The sequence below is a fragment of the Microbispora rosea genome (genome assembly GCF_044460045.1).
Classification (GTDB): domain Bacteria; phylum Actinomycetota; class Actinomycetes; order Streptosporangiales; family Streptosporangiaceae; genus Microbispora; species Microbispora rosea.
The window spans coordinates 694,347-717,288 of sequence record NZ_JBITJO010000001.1; the positions used below are offsets into that span (position 1 = coordinate 694,347).

The 22,942-nt window shown below is 71.7% G+C and carries 22 protein-coding genes; 13 read left to right on the forward strand and 9 right to left on the reverse strand.

Annotation, left to right across the window (positions count from 1 at the left end; all coding sequences use genetic code 11):
* The first annotated feature begins 21 nt into the window (after positions 1–21).
* The gene (gene thrS / locus ACIBK1_RS03330) at positions 22–1,317 is read left to right on the forward strand and encodes a threonine--tRNA ligase (protein WP_269321834.1); all 1,296 of its coding nucleotides are present in this window, start codon (positions 22–24) and stop codon (positions 1,315–1,317) included.
* A 54-nt stretch (positions 1,318–1,371) separates the two neighbouring features.
* On the opposite strand, the gene ACIBK1_RS03335 is transcribed toward thrS, so the two are convergent.
* Positions 1,372–2,424: an LCP family protein gene (locus ACIBK1_RS03335; protein ID WP_396731952.1), complete on the reverse strand. Its 1,053-nt coding sequence runs from the start codon at positions 2,422–2,424 to the stop codon at positions 1,372–1,374.
* A gap of 2 nt (positions 2,425–2,426) precedes the next feature.
* Positions 2,427–3,005, reverse strand: coding sequence for an RNA polymerase sigma factor (locus tag ACIBK1_RS03340; protein WP_030512113.1), 579 nt, complete (start codon positions 3,003–3,005; stop codon positions 2,427–2,429).
* Between the two features lie 152 nt (positions 3,006–3,157).
* Between ACIBK1_RS03340 and ACIBK1_RS03345 the strand changes: the two genes are divergently transcribed.
* Both ACIBK1_RS03345 and ACIBK1_RS03350 read left to right on the forward strand, forming a co-directional pair.
* Positions 3,158–3,808, forward strand: coding sequence for a PadR family transcriptional regulator (locus ACIBK1_RS03345; protein WP_396731957.1), 651 nt, complete (start codon positions 3,158–3,160; stop codon positions 3,806–3,808).
* 169 nt (positions 3,809–3,977) lie between these two features.
* A complete protein-coding gene (locus ACIBK1_RS03350; protein WP_030512111.1) occupies positions 3,978–4,646 on the forward strand; it encodes a class I SAM-dependent methyltransferase in 669 nt (222 codons plus the stop codon).
* Between the two features lie 74 nt (positions 4,647–4,720).
* On the opposite strand, the gene ACIBK1_RS03355 is transcribed toward ACIBK1_RS03350, so the two are convergent.
* Together ACIBK1_RS03355 and ACIBK1_RS03360 are read right to left on the reverse strand one after the other, a co-directional pair.
* Complete coding sequence (locus ACIBK1_RS03355; RefSeq protein WP_036409164.1) at positions 4,721–5,980, reverse strand: MFS transporter; 1,260 nt, start codon at positions 5,978–5,980, stop codon at positions 4,721–4,723.
* 205 nt (positions 5,981–6,185) lie between these two features.
* Positions 6,186–6,998 carry a glycerophosphodiester phosphodiesterase gene (locus ACIBK1_RS03360; RefSeq protein WP_396731960.1) on the reverse strand — a complete coding sequence of 271 codons (813 nt, stop codon included), beginning with the start codon at positions 6,996–6,998 and terminating at the stop codon, positions 6,186–6,188.
* A 379-nt stretch (positions 6,999–7,377) separates the two neighbouring features.
* On the opposite strand from ACIBK1_RS03360, the gene ACIBK1_RS03365 reads away from it, so the two are divergent.
* From ACIBK1_RS03365 to ACIBK1_RS03385, 5 genes are all read left to right on the forward strand, one after another.
* On the forward strand, positions 7,378–8,931 hold the full coding sequence (locus tag ACIBK1_RS03365) for a PP2C family protein-serine/threonine phosphatase (protein WP_396731963.1): 1,554 nt from the start codon (positions 7,378–7,380) through the stop codon (positions 8,929–8,931).
* On the forward strand, positions 8,931–9,314 hold the full coding sequence (locus ACIBK1_RS03370) for an STAS domain-containing protein (protein WP_076437185.1): 384 nt from the start codon (positions 8,931–8,933) through the stop codon (positions 9,312–9,314). Before ACIBK1_RS03365 ends, ACIBK1_RS03370 begins: the two co-directional genes overlap by 1 nt.
* A 195-nt stretch (positions 9,315–9,509) precedes the next feature.
* Complete coding sequence (locus ACIBK1_RS03375; RefSeq protein ID WP_030512106.1) at positions 9,510–9,986, forward strand: hypothetical protein; 477 nt, start codon at positions 9,510–9,512, stop codon at positions 9,984–9,986.
* Positions 9,983–11,158, forward strand: a complete 1,176-nt coding sequence (locus ACIBK1_RS03380) for a zinc-dependent alcohol dehydrogenase (RefSeq protein ID WP_030512105.1) — start codon at positions 9,983–9,985, stop codon at positions 11,156–11,158. The genes ACIBK1_RS03375 and ACIBK1_RS03380 overlap by 4 nt, the downstream gene beginning before the upstream one ends.
* A 446-nt stretch (positions 11,159–11,604) precedes the next feature.
* Positions 11,605–13,875: a HelD family protein gene (locus ACIBK1_RS03385; RefSeq protein ID WP_396731968.1), complete on the forward strand. Its 2,271-nt coding sequence runs from the start codon at positions 11,605–11,607 to the stop codon at positions 13,873–13,875.
* A gap of 138 nt (positions 13,876–14,013) precedes the next feature.
* Here ACIBK1_RS03385 and ACIBK1_RS03390 read toward each other — a convergent pair whose 3' ends face one another.
* Entirely contained in the window at positions 14,014–14,502 is a 489-nt protein-coding gene (locus ACIBK1_RS03390) for a hypothetical protein (RefSeq protein ID WP_143734430.1), read from the reverse strand.
* 152 nt (positions 14,503–14,654) lie between these two features.
* Here ACIBK1_RS03390 and ACIBK1_RS03395 point away from each other — a divergent pair, with 152 nt between their 5' ends.
* Positions 14,655–15,188, forward strand: coding sequence for a peptidylprolyl isomerase (locus ACIBK1_RS03395; protein ID WP_030511045.1), 534 nt, complete (start codon positions 14,655–14,657; stop codon positions 15,186–15,188).
* Between the two features lie 120 nt (positions 15,189–15,308).
* Positions 15,309–16,175 (forward strand): rhomboid family intramembrane serine protease, encoded by an 867-nt coding sequence (locus ACIBK1_RS03400; RefSeq protein WP_036408358.1) that lies wholly within the window; start codon positions 15,309–15,311, stop codon positions 16,173–16,175.
* Here ACIBK1_RS03400 and ACIBK1_RS03405 read toward each other — a convergent pair.
* The gene (locus tag ACIBK1_RS03405) at positions 16,168–16,881 is read right to left on the reverse strand and encodes a TetR/AcrR family transcriptional regulator (RefSeq protein WP_396731972.1); all 714 of its coding nucleotides are present in this window, start codon (positions 16,879–16,881) and stop codon (positions 16,168–16,170) included. The genes ACIBK1_RS03400 and ACIBK1_RS03405 overlap by 8 nt on opposite strands.
* A 112-nt stretch (positions 16,882–16,993) precedes the next feature.
* Here ACIBK1_RS03405 and ACIBK1_RS03410 point away from each other — a divergent pair, with 112 nt between their 5' ends.
* Both ACIBK1_RS03410 and ACIBK1_RS03415 read left to right on the forward strand, forming a co-directional pair.
* The gene (locus ACIBK1_RS03410; RefSeq protein ID WP_396731975.1) at positions 16,994–17,728 is read left to right on the forward strand and encodes an SDR family oxidoreductase; all 735 of its coding nucleotides are present in this window, start codon (positions 16,994–16,996) and stop codon (positions 17,726–17,728) included.
* Positions 17,729–17,791: 63 nt separating this feature from the next.
* Entirely contained in the window at positions 17,792–17,998 is a 207-nt protein-coding gene (locus ACIBK1_RS03415; RefSeq protein WP_030511041.1) for a 4-oxalocrotonate tautomerase family protein, read from the forward strand.
* Between the two features lie 142 nt (positions 17,999–18,140).
* Here the strand turns inward: ACIBK1_RS03415 and ACIBK1_RS03420 are convergent, their stop codons facing one another.
* Positions 18,141–18,386 (reverse strand): cell division protein CrgA, encoded by a 246-nt coding sequence (locus ACIBK1_RS03420; protein WP_030511040.1) that lies wholly within the window; start codon positions 18,384–18,386, stop codon positions 18,141–18,143.
* A 195-nt stretch (positions 18,387–18,581) separates the two neighbouring features.
* Between ACIBK1_RS03420 and ACIBK1_RS03425 the strand changes: the two genes are divergently transcribed.
* Positions 18,582–19,160, forward strand: a complete 579-nt coding sequence (locus ACIBK1_RS03425) for an anthranilate synthase component II (RefSeq protein WP_396731978.1) — start codon at positions 18,582–18,584, stop codon at positions 19,158–19,160.
* A 280-nt stretch (positions 19,161–19,440) separates the two neighbouring features.
* On the opposite strand, the gene pknB is transcribed toward ACIBK1_RS03425, so the two are convergent.
* Entirely contained in the window at positions 19,441–21,366 is a 1,926-nt protein-coding gene (gene pknB, locus ACIBK1_RS03430) for a Stk1 family PASTA domain-containing Ser/Thr kinase (protein WP_396731981.1), read from the reverse strand.
* 67 nt (positions 21,367–21,433) lie between these two features.
* On the reverse strand, positions 21,434–22,939 hold the full coding sequence (locus ACIBK1_RS03435) for a serine/threonine-protein kinase (RefSeq protein ID WP_396731984.1): 1,506 nt from the start codon (positions 22,937–22,939) through the stop codon (positions 21,434–21,436).
* Positions 22,940–22,942 lie beyond the last annotated feature (3 nt).

The following is a 22,942-nucleotide window of genomic DNA, read 5'->3' on the forward strand; positions in this document are numbered from 1 at the left end:
TTCATCGAAGCCCCGGGGCGAGTGCCCCGGGGCTTCGTCGTCCGGTCGCTCGCCCCGCTCAAGAAGAGACGCGAGGAGACCGCGATGCACGACCACCGCAAGCTGGGGCGCGAGCTCGGCCTGTTCGACACCGACCCGCTGATCGGCTCCGGGCTGCCCTACTGGCTGCCCGACGGAGCCGTGATCCGGCACACCCTGGAGGAGTACATCCGCGACGCCGAGCGGCGGGCGGGCTACCGGCACGTGTACTCCCCCGTGCTCGGCAAACGGGAGCTGTACGAGATCTCCGGGCACTGGTCGCACTACAGCGACGACATGTTCCCGCCCATGGACCTCGGGGGAGAGCAGGTCGTGCTGCGGCCGAGCCTGTGCCCCCACCACGCGCTGATCTACCGTTCGCGCTCGCACAGCTATCGCGAGCTGCCGCTGCGCGTCGCCGAGCTGGGCGGCATGTACCGCTCCGAGCTGTCGGGCGTGCTCGGCGGGCTCACCCGCGTACGGGCGATCCAGCTCAACGACGCGCACATCTTCTGCACCCTCGACCAGGTAGCCGCCGAGGCGGCCGGGGCCCTGGAGATGATCAGGCGCGCGTACGCCGCGCTCGGCATCCGCCCGGTCCGCTACCGGCTGTCCCTGCCCGGGGCCGGCGGCAAGTACGTCGCCGCCCCCGAGATGTGGCGGCGGGCGACCGCCATGCTGACCGACGTCCTCGACCGCTCCGGCCTGGCCTACGAGGCGGTGGAGGGCGAGGCGGCGTTCTACGGCCCGAAGATCGACGTGCAGATCGCCGACGGCGCCGGGCGGGAGGCCACCCTGTCCACCGTGCAGGTCGACTTCCACCAGCCCGAGCAGTTCGACCTGCACTACATCGGCCCGGACGGCGGCAGGCACCGGCCGGTCATGGTCCACCGCAGCATCATCGGCAGCGTCGAGCGGGCCGTGGCGCACCTCATCGAGGTGTACGGCGGCGCCTTCCCCGCGTGGCTCGCCCCCACCCAGGTGGTGGTCCTGCCGGTGACCGAGGCCGAACTGCCGCGGGCCGAGGCGCTCGTACGGCGCTGCGCCGAGCTGGGCCTGCGGGCGGAGGTCTCCGGGCCCGAGCACGGCAGCCTGGGCGCCCGCGTCCGGGCGGCGCGGCTGGCGCCCTACCAGGCGGTGATCGGTGCGAAGGAGGCCGCAGGCGACGAGGTCGCGCTGCGCCTGCGTGACGGCCGCGCCCTGGACGCGATGCCCGCCGCCGAGGCGCTGGATCGCATCGGCGGTCTCGTCGCGGCCCGTGCCGCCGCCCTGTGGGAGCCGGCCGTCCAGCGGGCCTGACCGCGCGCCGACGACGCTGACGGCACCGGCGCCGAGGGGTCACCGCCGGCGGCCTCAGCCGCCGGTGAGCCGGGCGAACAGGCGTGCGGCCTCGGGCTGCTTCCACTCGATCCGGTTCGGATCCTTCTCGTAGGGCCGCCACGGCACGGTCAGGGCCGTGACCCGGGTGCCGGCCCGTTGCACGTCCACCGCCAGCATGACCAGGGTGTCCAGGTCCAGCGCCGGATCCGTGGTGACCGACGTCGCGGCCACGCGGACGAGGGCGGCCAGGGCGGCGAGGTTGTCGATACGCGAGACCTTCTTCAGCATCGCCTGCATCAGGGCCACGTTCCGCTTGATGCGGGCGATGTCGGAGCCGTCGCCCACGTAGCGCAGGCGCGCGTACGCCACGGCGGTCTCGCCGTCGATCACCGAGCGGCCGGCCGGCAGCCTGAGCTTCGACTTGGGGTCGTCCACGGCGCGGGGGAGGGTGACCGCGACGCCGCCGAGCGCGTCGACCAGCTTCGCCAGCCCGTCGTAGCGGATGGCCACGGCGTGGTCGACGCGCACGCCCGTGGCGGACTCGACCGTCTTCCGCGCGCAGGCCAGGCCGCCGATCGCGTACGCCTGGTTGATCATGTCCGTATGCGCGGCGACGGTCCGGCCGTCGGCCGACCGGCACTGCGGGATCTGGACCATGGAGTCGCGGGGCAGGCTGACGGCCGTCGCCTGCTTCCGGTCGGCGGACAGCCGCAGGAGGATCATGAGATCGCTCCGCTCACTCGACCCCGGGTCGCCCCAGGATGGGCGCCGGTCGGAGCCGAGGAGCAGCACGGTCAGGGCCTGGCCCTTCTTGGGAGGACGGTCTCCCGCGGGCGGCGCCACGGTGTGCGCGCCGGTCGTCCCGCGCAGCAGCACGGTCGGCACCACGACCAGCGCGGCGGTGACCACGGCGACCGCCGCCAGCGCGATCCAGCCCGCCCGGCGTCCACCGGTGAACCACGTCGGGCGCCGGCGGCGCCCGTCCGCCGCCTCGTCGAGCAGGCGGCGCTGCTGGCGCGCGAGGCCGGCCGGGGGCTCATGTTCGAGGTCGCGGCCGAGGTCGCGGAGCATCGTGAGGTCGTCCATGGCTACTCCTCGTCCCGCAGCGGATTGGTGTGGCCGAGCGACTCGCGCACCTTGCGACGGGCTCGGTTCAGACGCGAGCGCACGGTGCCCACGGGGATGCCGAGGGCCTGCGCCACCTCGTCGTACGACAGGTCGGCCCACGCGATGAGCAGCAGGACGTCGCGGTCGCCCTTCGACAGGCGCGCCAGCGCGCCGGCCAGCAGTGGGCGGACGGCCGACGCGCTCACGCCGTCCTCGACGCGCTCGGCGGGGGACTCCGCGACGTCGTCGAGCGGGCTGCGGGTGAGCGCCCGATAGCGGGCGGCCTCGTCGCGGTGGTGCCGGGAGACGAGCTTGCTGACGATGCCGAACAGCCAGGGACGGGCGTCGGGGCGGGTCAGGTCGTAGCGGTCCCGGCGCCGGAACGCGACCAGGAACGTCTCGCCCACCAGGTCCTCGGCGACCTCAGGACCGAGGCGGCGGGACGCGTAGCGGTAGAGCATCGGCGCGTAGCGGTCGAACAGCACCGCGAACGCCTCGGGCCGCGCCCTGGACTCGGCGATCAGGTCCGAGTCCAGGCGTGGGGTGGCAAGGGGGATCATCAACGACACCATGGCATCGAGCCGGCCTAACCCTTCGGTGGGAACTGACAGCCATGTCTCGCCACTCGCCGCGCTTCGGGTTCACGGTGTATGGACCAGACACTACTCGCCGACGTATAGTCGCTCACGAGTATCAGGATGGAGTGAGGACCATGGCCGGACGGCGGAAGGTGAGCAACCTTCTGGGCCTGGCCGTGCTCGCGACCGTCATCGAGCGGCCGATGCACCCGTATGAGATGGCCAGGCTGATCCGCGACCGCGGCAAGGACCGCGACATGAGCGTTAAGTGGGGCTCGTTCTACACCGTCGTCCGGAACCTGGAGAAACACGGATTCATCGCCGTAGAGGGGATCGCACGGGAGGGAGCGCACCCCGAGCGCACGATCTACCGCATCACGGACGCCGGGCGGGCGGAACTGGCCGGCTGGGTGCGCGACCTGGTCGCGACCCCGGAACGCGAGCAGTCAGGCTTCCAGGCGGGTCTTTCCGTGAGCGGGGTGCTTCCGCCGGAGGAGTTGGCCGGACTGCTGCTGCGGCGGCTGGCCCTGCTGCAGGAGGACATCGCCGCGCAGCGGGAGATGCTCGACGTGTCATGCCGGGAGGGAGTGCCTCGGCTGTTCCTCATCGAGGCGGAGTATGAGCTGGCCGTCCGTGACGCCGAGGCGTCCTGGGTGCGCGCCTTCGCGGAGGAGCTGACCACCGGCTCGTTCCCCGGCCTGCCGATGTGGCGGGCCTGGCACGAGTCCGGGCAGATGCCGCCCGAGGTGGCCGAACTCGCGGAAAGGGGCCTCACAACGGACTGAACTCGTCAGGACGGACCCCGGCCGAGGTGCGGGAACACCCGGCCGGAGTCCGTGACCCTCGAACCGAGACCCGCGGGCGGAATCCGGTCGGAAGGTGGCAACCGCAAGGATAGCCGGGCTTCCTCCACGGGCCGGTTCGGACACGCATGATCCGGAACCGGAGGAGACCATGGAGAAGATCTCGCAGAAGCAGGCGCCCGGCATGGAGGGCGCGATGGCCCGGTGGTACGCGCGGCAGCGCGCCTCGGCGCCCCAGATCGCCGCCGTACGGCGGTACGCGGCGCAGGTCACCGCCGGCCTGCCCGCAGGAGCGGCCGTCCTGGAGGTGGCCCCGGGGCCCGGTTATCTGGCCGTCGAGATGGCCCGGCTGGGCTGTGCGATGAGCGCGATCGATCTCAGCCGTACGTTCGTGGAGATCACCGCGGAGAACGCCGCCCGGGCGGGGGTGCGCGTCGACGTGCGGCAGGGCGACGCCGCCGACCTCCCCTATCCCGGCGGCTCGTTCGACCTGATCGTCTGTCAGGCCGCGTTCAAGAACTTCGGACGGCCCGTCCGCGTGCTGGACGAGATGCACCGGGTGCTGCGGCACGGCGGCACGGCGGTCGTCAACGACATGAGCCGGGAGGCGTCCAGGACCGCCATCGACAAGGAGGTCGCAGGGATGGGGCTCACCCCGCTGAACTCCCTGATGACCAAGGTGCCGCTGCTGGCGCTGCGCCGCCGCGCCTATTCCCGGAACGTGTTCGCCCGCCTCGCCGCCGAGAGCGCGTTCGGAACCTGTGAGATCCGTACGGAGGGGATCAGCATCGAGGTGCGGCTGACCAAGCGGGCCCGGTAGGCGTCCGCGGGTCCGGGGCGCGGCGTCCAGGCACCGCGCCCCGGCCGGCGGGTGGCGGTCAGTGCGACCGGCCGTCAGTGCGTCGCGGCCGGCACGCCCGCGGGCTCGTCGTCGGCGACCCGCAGCCCGCGCACGCCGGGGGCGAGCAGCGCGGCCAGCGTGACCAGGATGATGACCGCCCCGCACGCGACCAGCGCCGGCCGCGGCCCCACCGCGATGGCCACCGGCCCGGCCAGCAGCAGGCCGAGCGGCCCGAACATCAGGGACCCGAGCGCGTCGTAGGAGCTCACGCGTGACAGCGACTCGGCCGGGATCTCGCGCTGCATGGTGGTCTGCCACAGCACGCCGAAGATGTCGAAGCACACCCCCATCACGAACGCCCCGCCCACGACCGTCCACAGCGGTGCGCTCAGGCCGAGCAGCACGTACGGCGCGGCGGTGGGCAGCGTGAGGAGCGTGGCGAACAGGATGGGCCGCCGGGGCCGCAGGCGCAGCGTGACGACCACCCCCACGATCATGCCGACGGCCTCGCCCGCGAGGACGGCCGACCAGGCGGGCGCCCCGCCCAGCGACTGCTTGGCGACCAGCGGCCCGAGCACGCCGTGAGCGGCCTGCAGCGCCATGACCAGGACCGAGAACTGGGCGACGACCACCCACAGCCACTGCCGCGAGACGAATTCGCGCCAGCCGTCCCGCAGCTCGGCCAGCACCGAGTGCCCGCCGCCGGCCGCGCGCTCGGCGGGAGTGAGGCGCAGCAGCGCGATCAGCACGGCGGCCACGGCGAACATCGCCCCGCTGGCCGTCAGCGCCCACCCGCCCCCCAGCAGGACCACGGCCGCGCCGCTCAGCACGAGGCCGGTGACGCGGGCGATGTTCTGTCCCAGTCCCAGCAGCGCGTTCGCGGTCTGCAACCGGTCGGCGGGCACCACGTCCGGGATGATTCCGGTGAGGGCGGGGAACAGGACCGCGGAGGCGATGCCGCTCACCGCGCTCGCGGTCACGAGGGCGGGCAGCGGCGTCCAGCCGGTGAGCATCATCGCGGCCAGGCAGAAGTACGCCGCCGCGTTGAGCGACTCCCCCACCATCATGACGCGGTGGCGCGGCAGCCGGTCGGCGATCACCCCGCCGACGAGCATGAACAGCACCATCGGCAGCGCCTCGGCGGTGAGCACGGCGGACAGCGTCGTGGCGGTCGCGCCCGGGAGGCCGAGCACGCCGAAGGCGAGGGCAACCGGCGCGAAGGCGGTGCCGAGTACGGAGATCGTCCGGGCCGCCAGCAGCAGGGCGAACCGCCGGTCCCTGAGCAGGCCGAGATCACGGCGGAGGCCAGGCATGAGAACAACTCCGGAGGACGTGGAACAGAGAAGACGCGGAACAGAGAAGAAGGAGGGCGACACATCATCGTCCCCTCCCCGCCCGTGTCCGTCACCTCATTTATGGCGGGTGCGGGGCATCGGCCGGATCCCGGGACCGGCCGGGAGACGGGCGGAGACCGCCGTGTGCGTCCGCGACCAGCGCGTCCGGAGCCGCCGGCTCCGGTCAGGCGCCGGAATAGCGGAGGCATCTGCCGCCGAGCCAGGCGCGGTAGTCCGCGGTGTGGCTGGTCATCACGCTGTTGGGAGCCTGGTCGAGCACGGCCTGCCACTGCGGTTCGTTGAGCTGCCAGGGCGGCGGCGGCTCGTCCCACGTGACGCCGTCGGTCCACTTCGCCGCCGAACCTCGCAGGTGTTCCGGCAGCCGGTCGGCGAGCTCCGCCTTGATCCACTTGTCGCGGGAGTAGACGAGGATCGGCTGCGCGTCCTGCCGCTCGACGATGGGATCGATGATCTCCCGCCAGGCCGCCTCGCCGTACGCGGGATCGGCGAGGACGGGCGCGGCGGCCTTCTTGATCTCCAGCAGCGCGAGCAGCCCCAGGGCGCGGACGTGGTCGAGCCACTCCCGCAGGGTCGGCACGCGCTCACCCGCGTACGGCCCGCGGGCGACGCGGCGGTCACGCAGGTTGCCGGGCCCGTCGGCCCACCCGATCTCGCGGATCTCCTGCCGGGGCCCGGTCAGCCCGTTGGTCGTCCTGTTGTGCCACATGACGGCCTTGGTGCCCTCCCGCGTGAGCTGGACGTCGGCCTCGACGCCGTCGGCGCCCCACGAAGCCTGGTCGTCGACCGCCCGCAGCACGTTGGGCTGGCGGATCACGTCCTTGGCCTTGGCGCCGGCGCTCTTCGGGTAGCCGCCGTGGCCGATCACCAGCGGACACGGCGGCGGCTCCGCCGCGTGCGCGGATGCGGGCGTGGGTGCGGGCGCGGCGGCCGCCGCGACCACGAGGGCCAGCGCGGCTCTCACCGCTGCCCTGGTCATCGCTCGTCCTCCCTGGTCGCTCCGTGCTCGCGCCCTGCCCGCCGTGCGGCCGACCAGCCATTGTGCGCGCCGCCGGGGAATGGGCGGCGCGTGCCGCGCGGGCGGACCCTTTCTTGACGACTACGGGGAGCGGTGCAGGCGAGCTGGGCGGTCTGGAGTCCCGAGTACGCCCGAGCAGGTAAAAAGTGGGCAAAAGATCCCGGGAGTCGAAGGGGAGTGTGGCCAGGGACGGACGGAACCTCGTGGGTAGGCCACGGGGCATCCGGTGCCTATCCCAACGCGCGGAAGGTAACCTCATCGGGAAGGCAAGAGCGATCCTCCAGACAGTCCGCTCTTGTGGATACCTCAGGGAAGGTGGCCCATGGGCGGAGGTGATCGCATGACGCGGCTCAGTCCTGTGAGCGGCCACCCTCTCGAAGCGTCCCCCGAAGCCGTGGTCGGGCTGGTGCAAGCCGTGCTCGATGCCATCGCGAACCAGGGCGTCTGGTTGCTGCCCATCCGCGATCAGGCCGGTGTGATCCGCGACTTCGAGGTGTGCGCGGCCAGTCCCGAGGCCAGGGACATCCGCGACAGGGCCGGTAAGGAGCTCGTCGGCCTGCGCACGATCGAGGCGTATCCGGGCGTCGCCGGCTCCCCTCTGTGGGACGCCTACCTCCGTGTGATGGAGACCGGGGAACCCGAGGACGTCGACCCCTACGTGCACCGGGAGGACGGGGGCGGCGTGCCCGCTCTGTCCACCTACGGCGTCCGCCTCGCCCCCCTGCAGGGCGGCCTTCTCGTCTCCTGGGTCCGCCACGACAGGGAGGAGCGCCTGTCGGCCCGGCTGCTCCACACCGAGCGCCTGGGACACCTCGGCTGGGGACACTGGAGCCTGATCACCGGCGAGGCCGAGTGGTCCGACCAGCTTTACGTCATCCACAGACGTGACCCGGCCGAAGGACCGTTCGCGCTGGAGCACTACCGCGAGATCGCCCACCCCGACGACGTCCCGATCGTCGAGCACGCGCTGATGACGCTGGGCGGCAGCGGCGGGCCGCACGAGTTCGACATCCGCATCCGTGTCGGTGACGAGTACCGGCACATCAGGGCGACGGCCGAGGTCACCCGGGACGTGGAGGGAAGACCCGTCGAGATCCACGGCGTCGTGCAGGACGTGACGGACTGGCGCAGGACCGCCGACGAGCTCGCCGAGGTCACCCAGCGACTGGAGGAGGAGTCGCAGCTCACCGCGCGACTGCAGAGCATCATCCTGCCGATGCAGGACTCGGTGCCCGGGCTGCAGCTCGGCGTGCGCTACTTTCCCGCCGAGACGGCGCCGCTGGGCGGTGACTGGTATCAGGCCATCCACCTCGATCACGGGGAGGCGCTGCTGGCCGTGGGCGACGTCGCCGGGCACGGCCTGGCCGCCGCCTCCGCCATGGCCAAGCTGCGGCACGCGATCACGGGGCTGGCCTTCGCCGATCACGATCCGGCGCAGATCCTCGTGGCGCTGAACCGGCTGCTCCGGCGGATGCGGCCCGACGTGCTGGCGACGTCCGTCGTGGCCCACTACCGCATGAAGGACCGTACGCTGAGGTGGACCCACGCGGGCCACCCGCCCATGCTGCTTGTCAGAGGGAGCAGGGTGCACCGGCTGCTGCACCCCGGCGTGCTGCTCGGCGTCTTCGAGGACGTGAGCTACAGCTGCGCCGAGATGCAGCTGGAGCCGGACGATCTGCTCCTCATGTTCACCGACGGCCTCATCGAACGCCCGGGCCGGGACCTGTTCGAAGGCCTCGACATCCTCAGCGCGGCGATCGCCGGGACCGTGCCGAAGGTGCCACCGCAGGATCGTGTGGCGGCGGTCATGGAGGCCCTGGCCCCGAGCAACACCGGCGACGACACCTGCATCCTGGTCGCGCGCATTCTGCCGAACTCCTTGGAAGTGTTCTGATGTCCGATCTTCCCCACCTCTCGACAGCCGAGGCCACGTTCGCCGCCGAGAGCAGCGGAAGCATCGGAGTGCTGACGGTGCGGGGGACGCTCGACTTCACCACACACGAACAGGCCACGGAATTCTTCGACAAGGCATTCGCCCAGTTCGGGCCGTACCTCGTGGTGAACCTGCTCGAACTCGACTTCCTCGACTCCAGGGCGACGGGGCTGCTGGTCACCCGCTGGAAGCGGGCGCTCGAAGAGGGAGGCTGGCTGGGCCTCGTCGCGGTCGAGCGGGGCGCCGCCCGCGCGTTGTGGATCACCGGGCTGGCGTCCCACGTCCCGATCTTCCCCACCGTCGCGGACGCCCTCGCCGCCGCGCCGTCCCGCGACGCCGAATAGCCTGCGGGGCCGAATAGCCTGCGGGGCCGAATAGCCTGCGGGGCCGAACAGCCCGCGACGCCGAACAGCCCGCGACGCCGTCGTCCCGAACCGCCACCCGGCGTCCAACTCCTTTCCACCCGCCAGCTCTGGGCGGGATAGAGCCCATGAGCGGGGGTAACACCCGAGGAAGTCGGCCGTGGAGGGGGCGAAGCCATGAAACGTCTCGTTGCCGGAGCGGCGGCGCTCGCGGTTGCCGGTCTGGGAATGGCGCGATGGGCGGCCTCGCGTGGCCGGGTGCCGGCCGCGGCGAAGGACCCGCTGGAGTCCAGCCGCTGGCTGGGCATCACGATCAACCGGCCGCCGGACGAGGTGGCCCCGGGCGGGCACCTGCCCGAGCCGCTGAGCCGGGTGGACGCCGAGGTGCGGATGAACCGGGCACCCGGCGACCGGGGGACCGAGATCTACGCCCGGCCGAGGGAACAGCGGGCCGGCGCCGACGGCGTCCTCGCCCGGCTGCGGGGTGAGGATCCCCGGACGGGGATCCGTACGGCGCTGCGCGAGACGAAGTCGCTGCTGGAGACCGGAGACGTGCTGCGCTCGGACGAGGAGTTCGAGACGACCAGGCCGACCCTGCCGGGCAAGGTCCTCGACATGGCGCTGGGACGCGCGGCGGAAGGGGGGCGGCTGTGAAGGCACTGTGCTGGGAAGGCGTGAACGAGCTGTCGGTCGAGCAGGTGCCCGACCCCGCGATCCTCAACGCCCAGGACGCGATCGTGAAGGTGACGGCGAGCACCACCTGCGGTTCCGACCTCCACCTGCTCGGCGGCTACATCCCGGCCATGCGGGCCGGCGACGTCATCGGGCACGAGTTCATCGGCGAGATCGTCGACGTCGGCCCCGAGGTGAACCGGCACCGGCCGGGCGACCGGGTGGTGGTCTGCTCGATCATCGGATGCGGCCGCTGCTGGGCCTGCCGTCACGACGAGTGGTCGCTGTGCGAGAACAGCAACCCCACGCCGGGCGTCACGGACCTGATGTGGGGCGGCACGACCGCCGGCATCTTCGGCTACTCCCACGCGATGGGCGGCTTCCGGGGCAGTCACGCCGAGTACATCCGGGTGCCCTTCGTGGACTACAACGCGTTCACCATCCCGGAGGGCGTCTCGGACCTCGACGCGCTGTTCGCCTCCGACGCGGCCCCGACGGGCTGGATGGGCGCCGAGCTCGGCGGCGTACGGCCGGGAGACGTGGTCGCGGTGTGGGGATGCGGCGGGGTCGGCCAGATGGCCGCCCGGGCCGCCATGCTCCTCGGCGCCGAGCGGGTCATCGCGATCGACCGCTATCCGGAACGCCTGGCCATGACCGCCCGCCACGTCGGCTGCGAGGTGATCGACTACACGAGCACCGACGTCACGGCCGAGCTGCGTGAGCGCACCGGAGGCCGGGGCCCGGACGTGTGCGTCGAGGCCGTCGGCATGGAGGCCGACAGCACCGGGATCCAGCGCGTCTACGACGGGATCAAGCAGCAGCTGCGCCTGGAGCAGGACCGCCCGATCGCGGTGCGGGAGGCGATCCACGCCTGCCGCAAGGGCGGCTCGGTGTTCGTGCTGGGGGTCTTCGCCGGCTTCGTGGACAAGTTCCCGCTCGGGGCGCTGATGAACAAGGGCCTCACGCTGCGCGGCGCGCAGCAGCACGGCCAGCGGTACATCCCGAAGCTCCTCGACCGCATCGCGAAGGGCGATCTGAAGACGTCCTACCTCGCGACGCACACCATGACGCTCGACGAGGGGCCCAAGGGCTACGACATGTTCAAGCACAAGAAGGACGGCTGCGTCCGCGCCGTCTTCCGCCCCTGGGCCTGACGGGTGAGAGGGCGCCCGCCGCCCCACTGTGAGGCGGCGGGCGGTGATCTCAGCGGACGGCCGGGGCGGCCAGCCGTTCCGCCTCGTGATGCAGTGCCTCGATGAGGACGAGCTCCAGGCGGAGCTCGTCGTCCACGAGGCTCTCGAGGACGTCCATCCGGGCCTCCTTGTTTCCAAAGACGTCCCGCGCCGCGCGACGGTTGACCAGGGCGCGATGCGAATCCGGACGGAATGTGGCGATGCGTCCCACCGATCGCGCCGTCTCCCCGTTACCCAGGAGAGACGCGACATCACTCACATCAGTCACAGAAGTCCCGTGAAACAAAAAAATCCACCCCAGACGGAGTGGACGGAGACATGACACGCCACAGAGGTGCGGTGCCGTATAGTGAGAGATTCCCGGTTATCTGAAAGTCAGACGCTCTCACTAGGAGTTTATCACAGGAATGGGTGACCGTCAATCCGACTCCGCTCGCGCCGAGGCCCTGCGGATCGAACAGTCCTACGTGTCCATGCTGTACGGCCGCCTCGACGTCGCCCGCGAACGGGCCGAGCGCGGCATGCATGACGTCCTGGCCCGCGGCGGCACGGGCACCCGGCAGGCCGTCGTGGAGCGGGAGGTGATGGCGGCCGAGCACGCCCGCCGCCTCGCGCAACTGTCGGCCGTCGAACGCGGCCTGTGCTTCGGGCGCATCGACGAGGCCGGGGGCGAGACCCTCTACGTCGGCCGCGTCGGGCTGCGCGACGACGACCACACGTCCGTGCTCGTCGACTGGCGGGCCCCCGCCGCCCGCCCCTTCTACGTCGCCACCCCCAGCGATCCCGGCCCACTCGTACGCCGCAGGCACCTGCACACGCGGCACCGCGATGTCGTGGGCATCGACGACGAGGTCTTCGACCTCGACCGGATGGCCGACGGAGACCGCCGCACGCTCGTCGGCGAGGCCGCGCTGCTCGCGGCGCTGCGGCGCGGACGCACCGGACGAATGGGCGAGGTCGTCGCCACCATCCAGCGCGAGCAGGACCGGGTGATCCGCTCGGGCCTGGCGGGAGCGCTCGTCGTGCAGGGCGGACCGGGCACGGGCAAGACCGTCGCCGCCCTGCACCGGGCGGCGTACCTCCTCTACACCCATCGCGACACGCTGGAGCGGCGTGGCGTGCTCGTCGTCGGGCCCAACGCGACGTTCTCCCGCTACATCAGCCAGGTGCTGCCCGCGCTGGGCGAGACGCAGGTGGTGCTGACGAGCATGGGCGGCCTCCACCCCGGGGTGCGGGCCACCGCCGAGGACGAGCCGGCCGTCGCCGTCGTCAAGGGCGACCCGCGCATGGCCCGGGTGGTCGAGGAGGCGGTCCGCGACCGCGAGCGGGTGCCCGAGGGCGACCTGGAGGTGAAGATCCCCGTCCGCACGTCGGTGCGCGGCGGCGTGGAGGTCGTGGTCGAGGAGATGACGCTGCGGGCGGACCACGCCACGTGCCTGCGGGCCCGCGACCGCGCCCGCGGCCTGCGGCGGCAGCACAACATCGCCCGCTGGACGTTCGTGGACCCGGTGCTGCGGGCGCTCGCGCTCGACGAGGCGGCACAGCTCGACCGGCCGCTGGAGGACGGCGACCTGGAGTACGCCGCCACGACCCTGTGGGAGCACCGGACGGTGCGCGACGCGCTCGACGCTCTGTGGCCGGAGATCACCCCGGAGCGGCTCGTCCGAGAACTCCTGTCGGACGAGGAGCGGCTGCGCGCGGCGGCCGGGCCCTACCTGACAGAGGAGGAGTCGGCGCTCCTGCTGCGGCCCAGGGAGGCGCCGTGGACGGTCGGCGACGTCCCCCTGCTGGACGAGGCCGCGGAACTGCTCGGCGAGTACGACTACGGGGCCGGGGCCAGGCGACGCCGCGCGGAGGACGAGCGCCGCGAGGAGGAACTGTACGCGCGGGAGGTCCTGACGATCACCGACGTCGATCCGGTGCTCGACGCGACCCTGCTGGCGGGCCGCAACCGCGAGGACGGGCCGTACGTGACGACGGCCGACCGGGCCGGTCACGACCGCACCTGGGCGTACGGGCATGTGATCGTGGACGAGGCGCAGGAACTGTCGGCGATGGCCTGGCGGACGGTGATGCGGCGGGTCCCGGCCCGCTCCCTGACGGTCGTCGGCGACATCGCCCAGACCGGCTCGGCGGCGGGCGCGCGGTCGTGGGGCGAGATGCTCGACCCGTACGTCAAGGGACGCTGGCGGGAGGAGCGCCTGCTGGTCAACTACCGGACGCCGGCCGAGATCATGGAGGTCGCCGCCGACGTGCTGCGCGCTGTGGCGCCCGGGGAGGAGCCGCCCGAGTCGGTCAGGCTCGGCGGCGCCCGTCCCCGCGCCGTGCCCGCCGACGGCACCGACCTGCGGCTGCTGGTGGAGTCGGAGCTGCGCGAGATCGAGGAGGGGCGGGTCGGCGTCGTCACGCCGGACGCCCGGCACGCGGAGGTCGCCGCGCTGTTCCCCGAGGCCGTCGATCCCCTGGACAGCCCGGTGGCCGTTCTCACCGTGCGCGGCTCGAAGGGCCTGGAGTTCGACGCCGTGGTGGTGGTGGATCCCGAAGGCATCCTGCGTCAGTCGCCGAAGGGCGGCCAGGACCTGTACGTCGCCATCACCCGGGCGACCCGGCGGCTCACCGTGGTCTACGAGGACCGCCTCCCCGCCGTGCTGCACCGCCTGGAGACCCCGATCACCTGATGGGAGCTCCCCGCCGAGCGAATCGGACAAAACCGAGCGAAGCGGGTAACACCGAGCGAGCCGATGAGCGAAGCGGGCAACACGGTACGGCCGGCGTTGGGGGAACGCCGGCCGTACCGGGTGGCTGTGAGGGACGTGCTAGGACATTTTTCCCGAGATCTCGTCAGCGGCCTTGTCGGCCTTGTCTTCGACCTCTCCGGCCTTGTCGCCGACCCACTTGCTGGCGTCGGAGCCGGTGTGCCGCATGCTCTCCCGCATGGTCTCGGTCCAGCGCTGGGCGTTGTTCCGATACATCGCCACACCGACCGCGCCGATGGCGACGCCGCCCAGCAGTGCGACGACCGGCCAGCGCCGTCGGGTCTTCCTGGTGCTGGTCACGTCGATCCTGCGGGCCAACTCGGCCAGGAACGCGCTCACGATCGGAGCGATCTGCTCCTCGACCGACTGCGCCGCCTGGTCGAGCTTCGGCGCCGCCCAGACCCTGGCGTCCTCGATCCGGTGCGTGGCGAGATCCCTTGCGGTCTCCGCCACCGGGCTCATCCGGCCGCTGGCCTTCATCGCCTGGTCTCTCATCCTGCTCAGCCACGTTTGCGGGATGACCACCTCGGCGCGGCGCCTTCTGTTCATTGTCAGGGACACGATCAACCTCCCCAATCGACGGGGCCCCGGAACGACCCCTTCCCGGATGGTTGTGGCTCAATCACGAGCGGTGCTTGAAGGCATGCTCGCTACCCTGTTCACCGGACAACTAACACGAGCTACCTAAGGGGGCGGCCCTCGTGGCTGACAACCTCATCGCGAATCTGCGCACGAACCACGGCACGATCCGCGTTCAGCTTTTCCCCAACAAGGCGCCGAAGACCGTGCGCAACTTCGTCGAACTCGCCGAGGGCACCCGGGAGTGGACCCACCCGGAGACCGGTGAGAAGCAGACGAACACCAAGCTCTACGACGGCACGATCTTCCACCGCGTCATCAACGGCTTCATGATCCAGGGCGGCGACCCGCTCGGCCAGGGCGTCGGCGGCCCCGGCTACAGCTTCGACGACGAGATCCACCCGGAGAACCAGTTCAACCGGCCCTACCTGCTCGCCATGGCGAACGCGGGCAAGCGGTTCGGCAAGGGCACGAACGGCTCCCAGTTCTTCATCACCGTCGGGCCGACCCCGCACCTCAACCAGGGGCACACGATCTTCGGTGAGGTGATCGAGGGCACCGAGGTGGTCGACGCGATCGCCAAGACCCCCACCGGCCGCAACGACCGGCCGGTCAACGACGTGGTCCTCGAAGAGGTCACCATCGAGCGGTCCTGACCGCGCCCCTTCCGGCGCTCCCGAGACGCCCCGGCCGCGAACACGCGGCCGGGGCGTCTCCGGCTTATAGGCTGGCTCATGGATGCGCCCCCACACAGGGACTCGTCAGGAAAGGACCCCATGACCTCCCAGCCTCCGCCGCCCCCGCAGCCGGGGGCGCAAGCCGTGCCCACCTGCTACCAGCACCCCGACCGCGAGACCTACGTCCGCTGTCAGCGCTGTGAGCGCCCGATCTGCCCTGACTGCATGCGCGAGGCGGCGGTCGGCCACCAGTGCCCCGAGTGCGTCCGCGACGGCAACCGCGAGGTGCGGCAGGCCCAGGCGACCTTCGGCGGTGCCGCCGTGGCCGCGCCCCGCGTCACGTGGGCTCTGCTGATCCTCAACGTGCTCGCGTACGCGGCCGAGGTCCTGCGCCCCGACGAGGTCATCCAGCGGTTCGCGATGTGGTCGCTCGGGGTCCACATGGGCGAGTGGTGGCGGCTGATCACCAGTGCCTTCCTGCACTCCCCGCCGCCGTCGTTCTGGCACATCCTGTTCAACATGTGGGCGCTCTACGCGATCGGCCCGGAACTGGAGCGCAGGCTCGGCGCGGGCCGGTTCGCCGCGCTCTACCTGCTGTCGGCGCTGGGCGGCTCGGTCGCCATCTACCTGTTCGGCACGTCGGCCGTCGGGGCCTCCGGGGCCATCTACGGCCTGTTCGGCGCGTTGTTCGTCGTCGCCCGCAGGCTCGGCTACGACGCCCGCGGCGCCCTCTGGCTGATCGGCATCAACGTGGTGCTCACGTTCGTCGTTCCGGGCATCAGCTGGCAGGGCCATCTCGGCGGGCTCGTGACCGGCACGATCGTCGCCGCCGGCTTCGCCTACGCTCCGCCGCGCAACCGCACCCTCGTGCAGACCTGCATCGCCGCCGCGGTGCTGGTGGCGCTGGTCCTGCTCGTCACCACGCTGCCGCCGTACGGCCTGCCACTCGAAGGCGCCTTCACCTGACGTTCCCCTCGCCGGGCTGCGTGATGCGGTCGAGCCAGCGCCGGAGCAGGGCGGTCTCGACCGGCTCGAGGGCGTCGGCACCTGCGAGGTCGAGCTGCGCGCGCAGGCGCAGTGCGGCCTCGCGGAGGGGATCGGCGTCCTCTCGCGCGGTCGCCTCGGTGAGCACGTGCGCGAACACGGCCTGGCGCATGCGGTGAGACAGCGCGGGGTCGTCGAAGAGCTCCGGACTCGCGATGTGGTCGAGGGCGGTCCCGACGCTCGCGGAAAGGATCAGCCGGGCCGCGACCGGCGGAACCACCCTCAGCGCGCCGATCGCCGCGCACCGTACGAGCGTCTCCTCCAGCAGCTCGAACACCCGGTGGCGAGCCGTGGATCGGGACCACGGCCGGGGCGTGAACATGAGCTGGTAGAGGGCGGGGTTCTCCCGTGCGAACGCCATGTGACCGTCCCAGCCGGCCCGTAGGTCGGCCACCGGGTCGGTCGTCTGCTCCTGTGCGGCCTTGAGCGCGGCGTAACGCTCGTATCCGTGGTCGGCGACGGCGTCGAGGAGCCCCCGCTTGTCTCCGAACAGCCGGTAGAGCACAGGCTGGGTCACGCCGACCGCCTCACAGACCGCCCGCGTGGCGATGTCGTTGTCCGTAGACATCGCCAGTTGCTTCTCGGCGGCCTCGATCATCACCGCACGTAGGGTGTCCACACCTGCCATGTAACCATGATACGGAATTTCGCTAGCGCCGATATGGAGATCGTGCTAACGTCTCTCGCGTAACGACGATACGTGATGTACGTATCGTCGATATGATCAAGGGAGTTGTCCAATGAGTGCTCAGCGCGTGGCCGTCGTCACCGGCGGCTCCCGCGGCATCGGCCGGGCGATCGCGACGACGCTGGCGGCGCGCGGCTTCGCCGTCGTCGTGGGATACCAGGGAGCGGCCTCGGCCGCGGCCGAGGTGGTCGACGCCGTCACGTCGGCCGGTGGCCGGGCCATCGCGGCACAGGCCGACGTCGCGGACGAGAACGCGGTCGCGGCGATGTTCGACGCCGCGGAGAAGGAGTTCGGCGGGATCGACGTCGTCGTCAACTCGGCGGGGCGCCTGTCGCTGTCCCCGATCGCCGATCTCGACCTCGACGACCTGGACGCCCTGCACCGCACCAACATCCGCGGCACCTTCGTCACGGCGCGGGAGGCCGCGCGCCGCGTGCGCGACGGCGGCACGATCATCACGATGTCCACGTCCGTCGTCGGCCTGCAACTGCCCACCTACGGGGCGTACGTCGCCAGCAAGGGCGCCGTCGAGGCGATGACGCTCGTGCTCGCCCGCGAACTACGGGGGCGGCAGATCACGGTCAACGCGGTCGCGCCCGGCCCGACCGCCACCGAACTGTTCCTCGACGGCAAGGACGAGACCACCGTCGAGCGGATGGCCAAGCAGCCCCCGCTCGAACGGCTCGGCACCCCCGAGGACATCGCGGAGGTCGTCGCCTTCCTGGCGAGCCCCGCGGGGCACTGGATCAACGGGCAGGTCGTGCGCGCGAACGGCGGCATCGTCTGACGTCCGCCGCGCTCCTCTGCCACACACCTCCGGAAACACCCGAAGAGATTGAAAGGAACGACCATGCCGTTCGCCAACCTCAAGGTGCCCGCAGGCACCCTGACTCCCGAGTCCAAGAAGAAGCTCATCGACGCCGTCACCGACGCCTACGCCGGTGTGTACGGCGAGCGGGCCCGGGCGACCACCCTGGTCCTGCTCGAAGAGGTGCCTGACGGCGGCTGGGGCCTCGGCGGGAGCATCCTCACCGCCGAGATGCTCGGCCGGAGCTGACGCTTCTCGCGGCCGGGCCGGGCAACGCACCGCCCGGCCCGAACCCCGCGCCAAGCCCGCGGCGCCCCGTCCAGGGGCCGCTTATCGCCTGCTGCCCACAGGCTGTGGATAAAGGCTGTGGAAAGAATCTTAAGGAAGCAGCCTAACGCCACTTCGTCGACAGTATGACGCCGACGATGATGAGCCCGAAACCGATGAGCAGGTTCCAGTTCGCCAGAGTGGAGATGCCGGGAACGCTCGGCGCGATGTAGTAGATCGCGATCCAGGCGATACCGATGATCCAGCAGGCCACCATGACGGGGGCGAGCCAACGAGGGCTGACCTTCACCGTCTGTGCCTTCTGCGGCGGCGTGTAAACGGCCTTCTTGCGGGTCTTCGACTTGGGCACGGGAGCTTCTCCTGGTGGGTACCCGCGCGGTCGTGCGGGCTGGTGTCAATAGCGTAATCGCTGTGGCGGTGAAGTCCCGAGCAAGGATAGTCGGCGCGGGCCCCGCCGGGCGATCCCCCATGCGGGATTGCCGTACGCTGAAAGTCCGATTTCCGCTTGGCACACCCAGCCACCCCGGTGAAGCGGGAGACACCGATGAGCCCGACCCGGGTGCTCGTGGTCGACAATCACGACAGCTTCGTGCACACGATCGTGCAGTATCTGCGCGCTCTGGGCGCGGACTGCGACGTACGGCCGCGCGACCGCGTCGCCGTGGGCGACGCCGACGGCTTCGACGCCGTGCTCGTGTCGCCGGGACCCGGCACGCCGGAGGCCGCCGGGGTGTCGGTGTCCCTCGTGAAGCACTGCTCCGAGCGCGGCCTGCCGCTGCTCGGGGTCTGCCTCGGTCACCAGGCCATCGCCGTGGCGTACGGGGCCACGGTGGACCGCGCGCCCGAGCTCATGCACGGCCGCACCAGCCTGATCTCCCACGACGGGCGGGGCGTGTTCCGGGAGCTCCCGTCGCCGGTCACGATGACGCGCTACCACTCGCTCGCCGTGGTCCCCGGCACCGTGCCGGATGCGCTGAAGGTGACGGCCACCACCCCGGACGGCGTCATCATGGGCCTGCGCCACCGCGACGCCCCCATCGAGGGCGTGCAGTTCCACCCCGAGTCGGTCGTGTCCGAGCACGGTCATCGGCTGCTCGGAAATTGGCTCGCGCAGATTGTGTAACGCTTTCCGCTCTTGTTACGACTAGAAGAGTGAGGGCTTCCGCCATTGCCCCCGAGTGGCGGAAGCCCTTCCTCATGCCCGGCGCCTGTCCTGGGGCCGGCCTGTGCGGGGATGCCGCGGCGGCCACGGCCCCGTCGACGGCCCTGCCGGCGTCGATGCCTCATCCGGGCCGCTCACCGGGGACGTTCCCCGGGACGAATGGTCCCAGCGAAGACCTCGGCCGACGAAACGCCGACGGCGGCCACCGCACCGCGATGGCCGCCGTCCGCTCATCGCGGCACTAGTTGCCGAACGGGTTGTCCCCGCCCTCTCCGGGCGGCCCGATCTGCACACCGCCGCCGCCGCCGTTACCGGGGTCGCCGGTGTCACCGGTGTCTCCGGTGCCGTCGCCGGGATCGCCGGTGTCTCCGGTGCCGTCCGTGGGCAGGTCGGTGTTGGGCTGGTCGGTCGGCGGCTGCTGCGACGGGCCGCTGGAGACCGTCAGCGTGATCGTGGTGTTGGGGTTGAGCTTGGTCCCCGCCTGCGGCGACTGGTCGATCACGTTGCCCGGCGCCACCACGTCACTCGCCTGCTCCGACGTCTTGACCTTGAAGCCGGCGCCCTTCAGCGTCCGCGTCGCGTCCTCGAGCGTGAGGCCGACGACGCTCGGGACCTCGGTCATCTCCTGGGGCACGTACAGCCTGACCAGGGCGCCCTTCTGGACCTTCTCGCCCGGCTTGGGGTTGGTGTCGAAGACCTTGCCCTGCTCCTTGGCGGAGGCCTTCGGCACGATGCTGACCTTCAGCTCCAGCGCCTCCAGCTCGGCCTTGGCCTCCTCCTGCGTCTTGCCGATCAGGTCGTCCGGGACGGTGACCTTCTCCTCGCCCTTGGACACGACGACGGTGACCGTGGCCCCGGGGTCGGTCTGCTCACCCCCGGCGGGGTCGGTGCTCACGACGGCGCCCTTGGGCACGTCGCTGTTGAACTCCTCCGGCCCGAAGGCGACCTTGAACCCGGCCGCCTTCAAGGCCTGCTCGGCCGCCGCCTTCGTCTGGTTCGTCACCAACGGCACCTGGATCTTGTCGGCGGTCGCGGAGCCGCCGGACCCGAGGAAGGCGTAGCCGACACCGATCATGGCGCCGATCACCGCCAGCGGGATGAGGATCCACAGGGCGGTCTTCAGCGCGGTGTTGCCGCCGCCGCTGCGCCGCCGCCCGTCGTACCGGCCGCCGCCGCGCTCCTCACGGGCGTACTCGTAGTCCGGGATGGCGCGGGTGCTCTGCGTCATGGGCGCGCCGCCGGCCGTGGTCATCGTCCGCGTGCGGTCGGGCGCGCCGTACCCGTTGTACTGCTGGGTGGCCATCGCCATCGTCTGCGGGTCGACCGGCATGCCCGACAGGGCCCGCTGGAGGTCGCCGCGCATCTCCGCGGCGCTCTGGTAGCGGTGGACCGGGTCCTTGGCCATCGCCTTGAGCACGATCGCGTCGGCCCACTGCGGGATCTCGGGGTCGATCCGCGACGGCGGGATCGGATCCTCCCGCACGTGCTGGTACGCGATCGCCACGGGGGAGTCGCCGGTGAACGGCGGCTGGCCGGTGAGCAGCTCGTACAGCACACAGCCGGTGGAGTAGATGTCGCTGCGGGCGTCCACGCGCTCGCCGCGGGCCTGCTCGGGAGACAGGTACTGCGCGGTGCCGATCACCTGCGCCGTCTGGGTCATCGTGGCGGCGGAGTCGGCCATCGCCCTGGCGATGCCGAAGTCCATGACCTTGACCTCGCCGTTGACCGTCAACATGATGTTGGCCGGCTTGATGTCCCGGTGGACGATGCCGCCCCGGTGGCTGTAGTCGAGCGCCCGCAGGATGCCGTCCACCAGCTCCATGGCCCGCTCGGGCAGCAGTCGCCGGTCGGCGCGCAGCAGGTCGCGCAGCGTCCGCCCGTCGACGAACTCCATCACGATGTACGGCACCGGTGTGCCGTCCATCATGTCCTCGCCGGTGTCGTACACGGCGATGATCGACGGGTGGTTGAGCGATGCGGCGGACTGCGCCTCACGCCGGAAGCGCGCCTGGAACGTGTGGTCCCTGGCGAGGTCGGAGCGGAGCGTCTTGATGGCGACGATACGGTCCAGCCGGATGTCCCGGGCGCGATACACCTCGGCCATGCCGCCACGCCCCACGACGCCATCCAGCTCGTAGCGTCCGCCGAGAAGTCGTGGCTGAGTCATTTCCTGCACTGTCCCTTGCCGTTCATCGTGGGGTGCCACCGGTCTCCATCATCGACCCCTCTGCTCATCACTCCCCCTCATCCGGAGGGTTCGTGTCGGGTGGGGCTTCCGTAGGGGGCGGAGTCTCACTGGGTTCCGTGGCCGGGGTGGACGTCGGAGTAGGGGTCGAGGTCGGGGACGAAGCCGGTGTGGGCGTCTGCGTTGATGCCGACCTGCTTACGGTAGCCGACGGAACGGCGCTCGGCTCGTCCGACGCCGCCGGAGCGGTCGGCCGTTGCGTCCGTGGAATCTCTGACCTGTGCGTACGTACCGGCGACGGCTTTGGCGACGGCGAGGGGGACGTTGAGACGGGCGCTGCCGTCTCACCGAGGTCCGCCGGCGGTTCGCCGGTGTGGGCCGCGGTGAAGGCCAGGACCCCGATGCCGACCGCGGCGGCGCAGCCCGCCGTCGCGAGGATCAGGGTCGTACGGCGGCGCCGCCCGCCCGCGGGCCCCTCCAGGCCGCCGGGACGTCGCGTACGGGCGTCGGGGACGCCCGAGGGAGCCCTGCGCGGGGCGGGCGGGACCGGCCCCAGCGGCGCGGTGGCGCCGGGACGCGAGCCTGTGGCTCCGGGGCCCGGCGCGCCGGCCCCCGCGGGCTCACCCAGGGGCGTCGTCAGGCCGGGCGCGGCCGGAGGCATCGTACGGCCGGCGCCGCCCGCCGCGGGGAAGCCCCCGGGGTCGGTCAGCGCCCCGAGGACCGCCGTCGAGGCCGCGGTGCCCGCGAGGGTCTCGCGCAGCGTCCGCACCCTGTCGAGGAGCACCGGCCCGGTCTCCGGCCGCGCGGCGGGGTCCTTGGCGAGCATGGACATCACGAGAGCCGCCACCGGAGCGGGCACGTTCCCGGGCAGCGGCGGAGGCGTGTCGTTGAGGTGCCGCAGCGCGAGCGCCACCGCGGTCTCCGCCGTGAACGGCGGGCGGCCCGCGAGGCACTCGTAGGCCACCACCCCGAGCGAGTAGACGTCGCTCGCCGGGGTGAGGGTGGTGCCGGACGCCTGCTCCGGGCTCACGTACTGGGCGGTGCCGAGGATGGTGCCGGTCGCGGTCAGCGGCGCGGCCTCCAGCGCGCGGGCGATGCCGAAGTCGGTGATCTTGACCTGGCCCGCCTCGGTGACGAGCAGGTTGCCGGGCTTGACGTCGCGGTGGATGACGCCGGCCCGGTGGGCCGCGTGCAGGCCCCGGGCGGTCTGCTCGACGACGTCGAGCGTGACGTCCGGCCCGAGCGCGCCGGTGCGGGCGAGGATGGCCGACAGCGGCTCGCCCCGCACCAGTTCCATCACGAGGTAGGCCAGGCCGTCGCTCTCGCCGTAGTCGAAGACCTGGGCGATGCCGGGATCGGTCAGGGCGGCGGTGATCCTGGCCTCGGAGCGGAACCGGTCGCGGAAGGTGGCGTCGCCCGCGACATGGCGGCCGAGCAGCTTGATCGCCACCTCCCGGCCGAGCAGCTCGTCCTCGGCCCGCCAGACCTCGCCCATGCCGCCCGCGGCAATGGGGGAGGTCAGCCGGTATCGGCCACCGAGCACGGTGTCGCTCATGTG

What these genes read in the sequence shown, in the direction of transcription:
- ACIBK1_RS03335 (WP_396731952.1), bottom strand. Translation starts at nt 2,424, where the DNA reads ATGGACGACCTCACGATGCTCCGCGACCTCGGCCGCGACCTCGAACAT.
- ACIBK1_RS03340 (WP_030512113.1), bottom strand. Translation starts at nt 3,005, where the DNA reads ATGATCCCCCTTGCCACCCCACGCCTGGACTCGGACCTGATCGCCGAG.
- ACIBK1_RS03345 (WP_396731957.1), top strand. Translation starts at nt 3,158, where the DNA reads ATGGCCGGACGGCGGAAGGTGAGCAACCTTCTGGGCCTGGCCGTGCTC.
- ACIBK1_RS03350 (WP_030512111.1), top strand. Translation starts at nt 3,978, where the DNA reads ATGGAGAAGATCTCGCAGAAGCAGGCGCCCGGCATGGAGGGCGCGATG.
- ACIBK1_RS03355 (WP_036409164.1), bottom strand. Translation starts at nt 5,980, where the DNA reads ATGCCTGGCCTCCGCCGTGATCTCGGCCTGCTCAGGGACCGGCGGTTC.
- ACIBK1_RS03360 (WP_396731960.1), bottom strand. Translation starts at nt 6,998, where the DNA reads ATGACCAGGGCAGCGGTGAGAGCCGCGCTGGCCCTCGTGGTCGCGGCG.
- ACIBK1_RS03365 (WP_396731963.1), top strand. Translation starts at nt 7,378, where the DNA reads ATGACGCGGCTCAGTCCTGTGAGCGGCCACCCTCTCGAAGCGTCCCCC.
- ACIBK1_RS03370 (WP_076437185.1), top strand. Translation starts at nt 8,931, where the DNA reads ATGTCCGATCTTCCCCACCTCTCGACAGCCGAGGCCACGTTCGCCGCC.
- ACIBK1_RS03375 (WP_030512106.1), top strand. Translation starts at nt 9,510, where the DNA reads ATGAAACGTCTCGTTGCCGGAGCGGCGGCGCTCGCGGTTGCCGGTCTG.
- ACIBK1_RS03385 (WP_396731968.1), top strand. Translation starts at nt 11,605, where the DNA reads ATGGGTGACCGTCAATCCGACTCCGCTCGCGCCGAGGCCCTGCGGATC.
- ACIBK1_RS03390 (WP_143734430.1), bottom strand. Translation starts at nt 14,502, where the DNA reads ATGAACAGAAGGCGCCGCGCCGAGGTGGTCATCCCGCAAACGTGGCTG.
- ACIBK1_RS03400 (WP_036408358.1), top strand. Translation starts at nt 15,309, where the DNA reads ATGACCTCCCAGCCTCCGCCGCCCCCGCAGCCGGGGGCGCAAGCCGTG.
- ACIBK1_RS03405 (WP_396731972.1), bottom strand. Translation starts at nt 16,881, where the DNA reads ATGGCAGGTGTGGACACCCTACGTGCGGTGATGATCGAGGCCGCCGAG.
- ACIBK1_RS03410 (WP_396731975.1), top strand. Translation starts at nt 16,994, where the DNA reads ATGAGTGCTCAGCGCGTGGCCGTCGTCACCGGCGGCTCCCGCGGCATC.
- ACIBK1_RS03415 (WP_030511041.1), top strand. Translation starts at nt 17,792, where the DNA reads ATGCCGTTCGCCAACCTCAAGGTGCCCGCAGGCACCCTGACTCCCGAG.
- ACIBK1_RS03425 (WP_396731978.1), top strand. Translation starts at nt 18,582, where the DNA reads ATGAGCCCGACCCGGGTGCTCGTGGTCGACAATCACGACAGCTTCGTG.
- pknB (WP_396731981.1), bottom strand. Translation starts at nt 21,366, where the DNA reads ATGACTCAGCCACGACTTCTCGGCGGACGCTACGAGCTGGATGGCGTC.
- ACIBK1_RS03435 (WP_396731984.1), bottom strand. Translation starts at nt 22,939, where the DNA reads ATGAGCGACACCGTGCTCGGTGGCCGATACCGGCTGACCTCCCCCATT.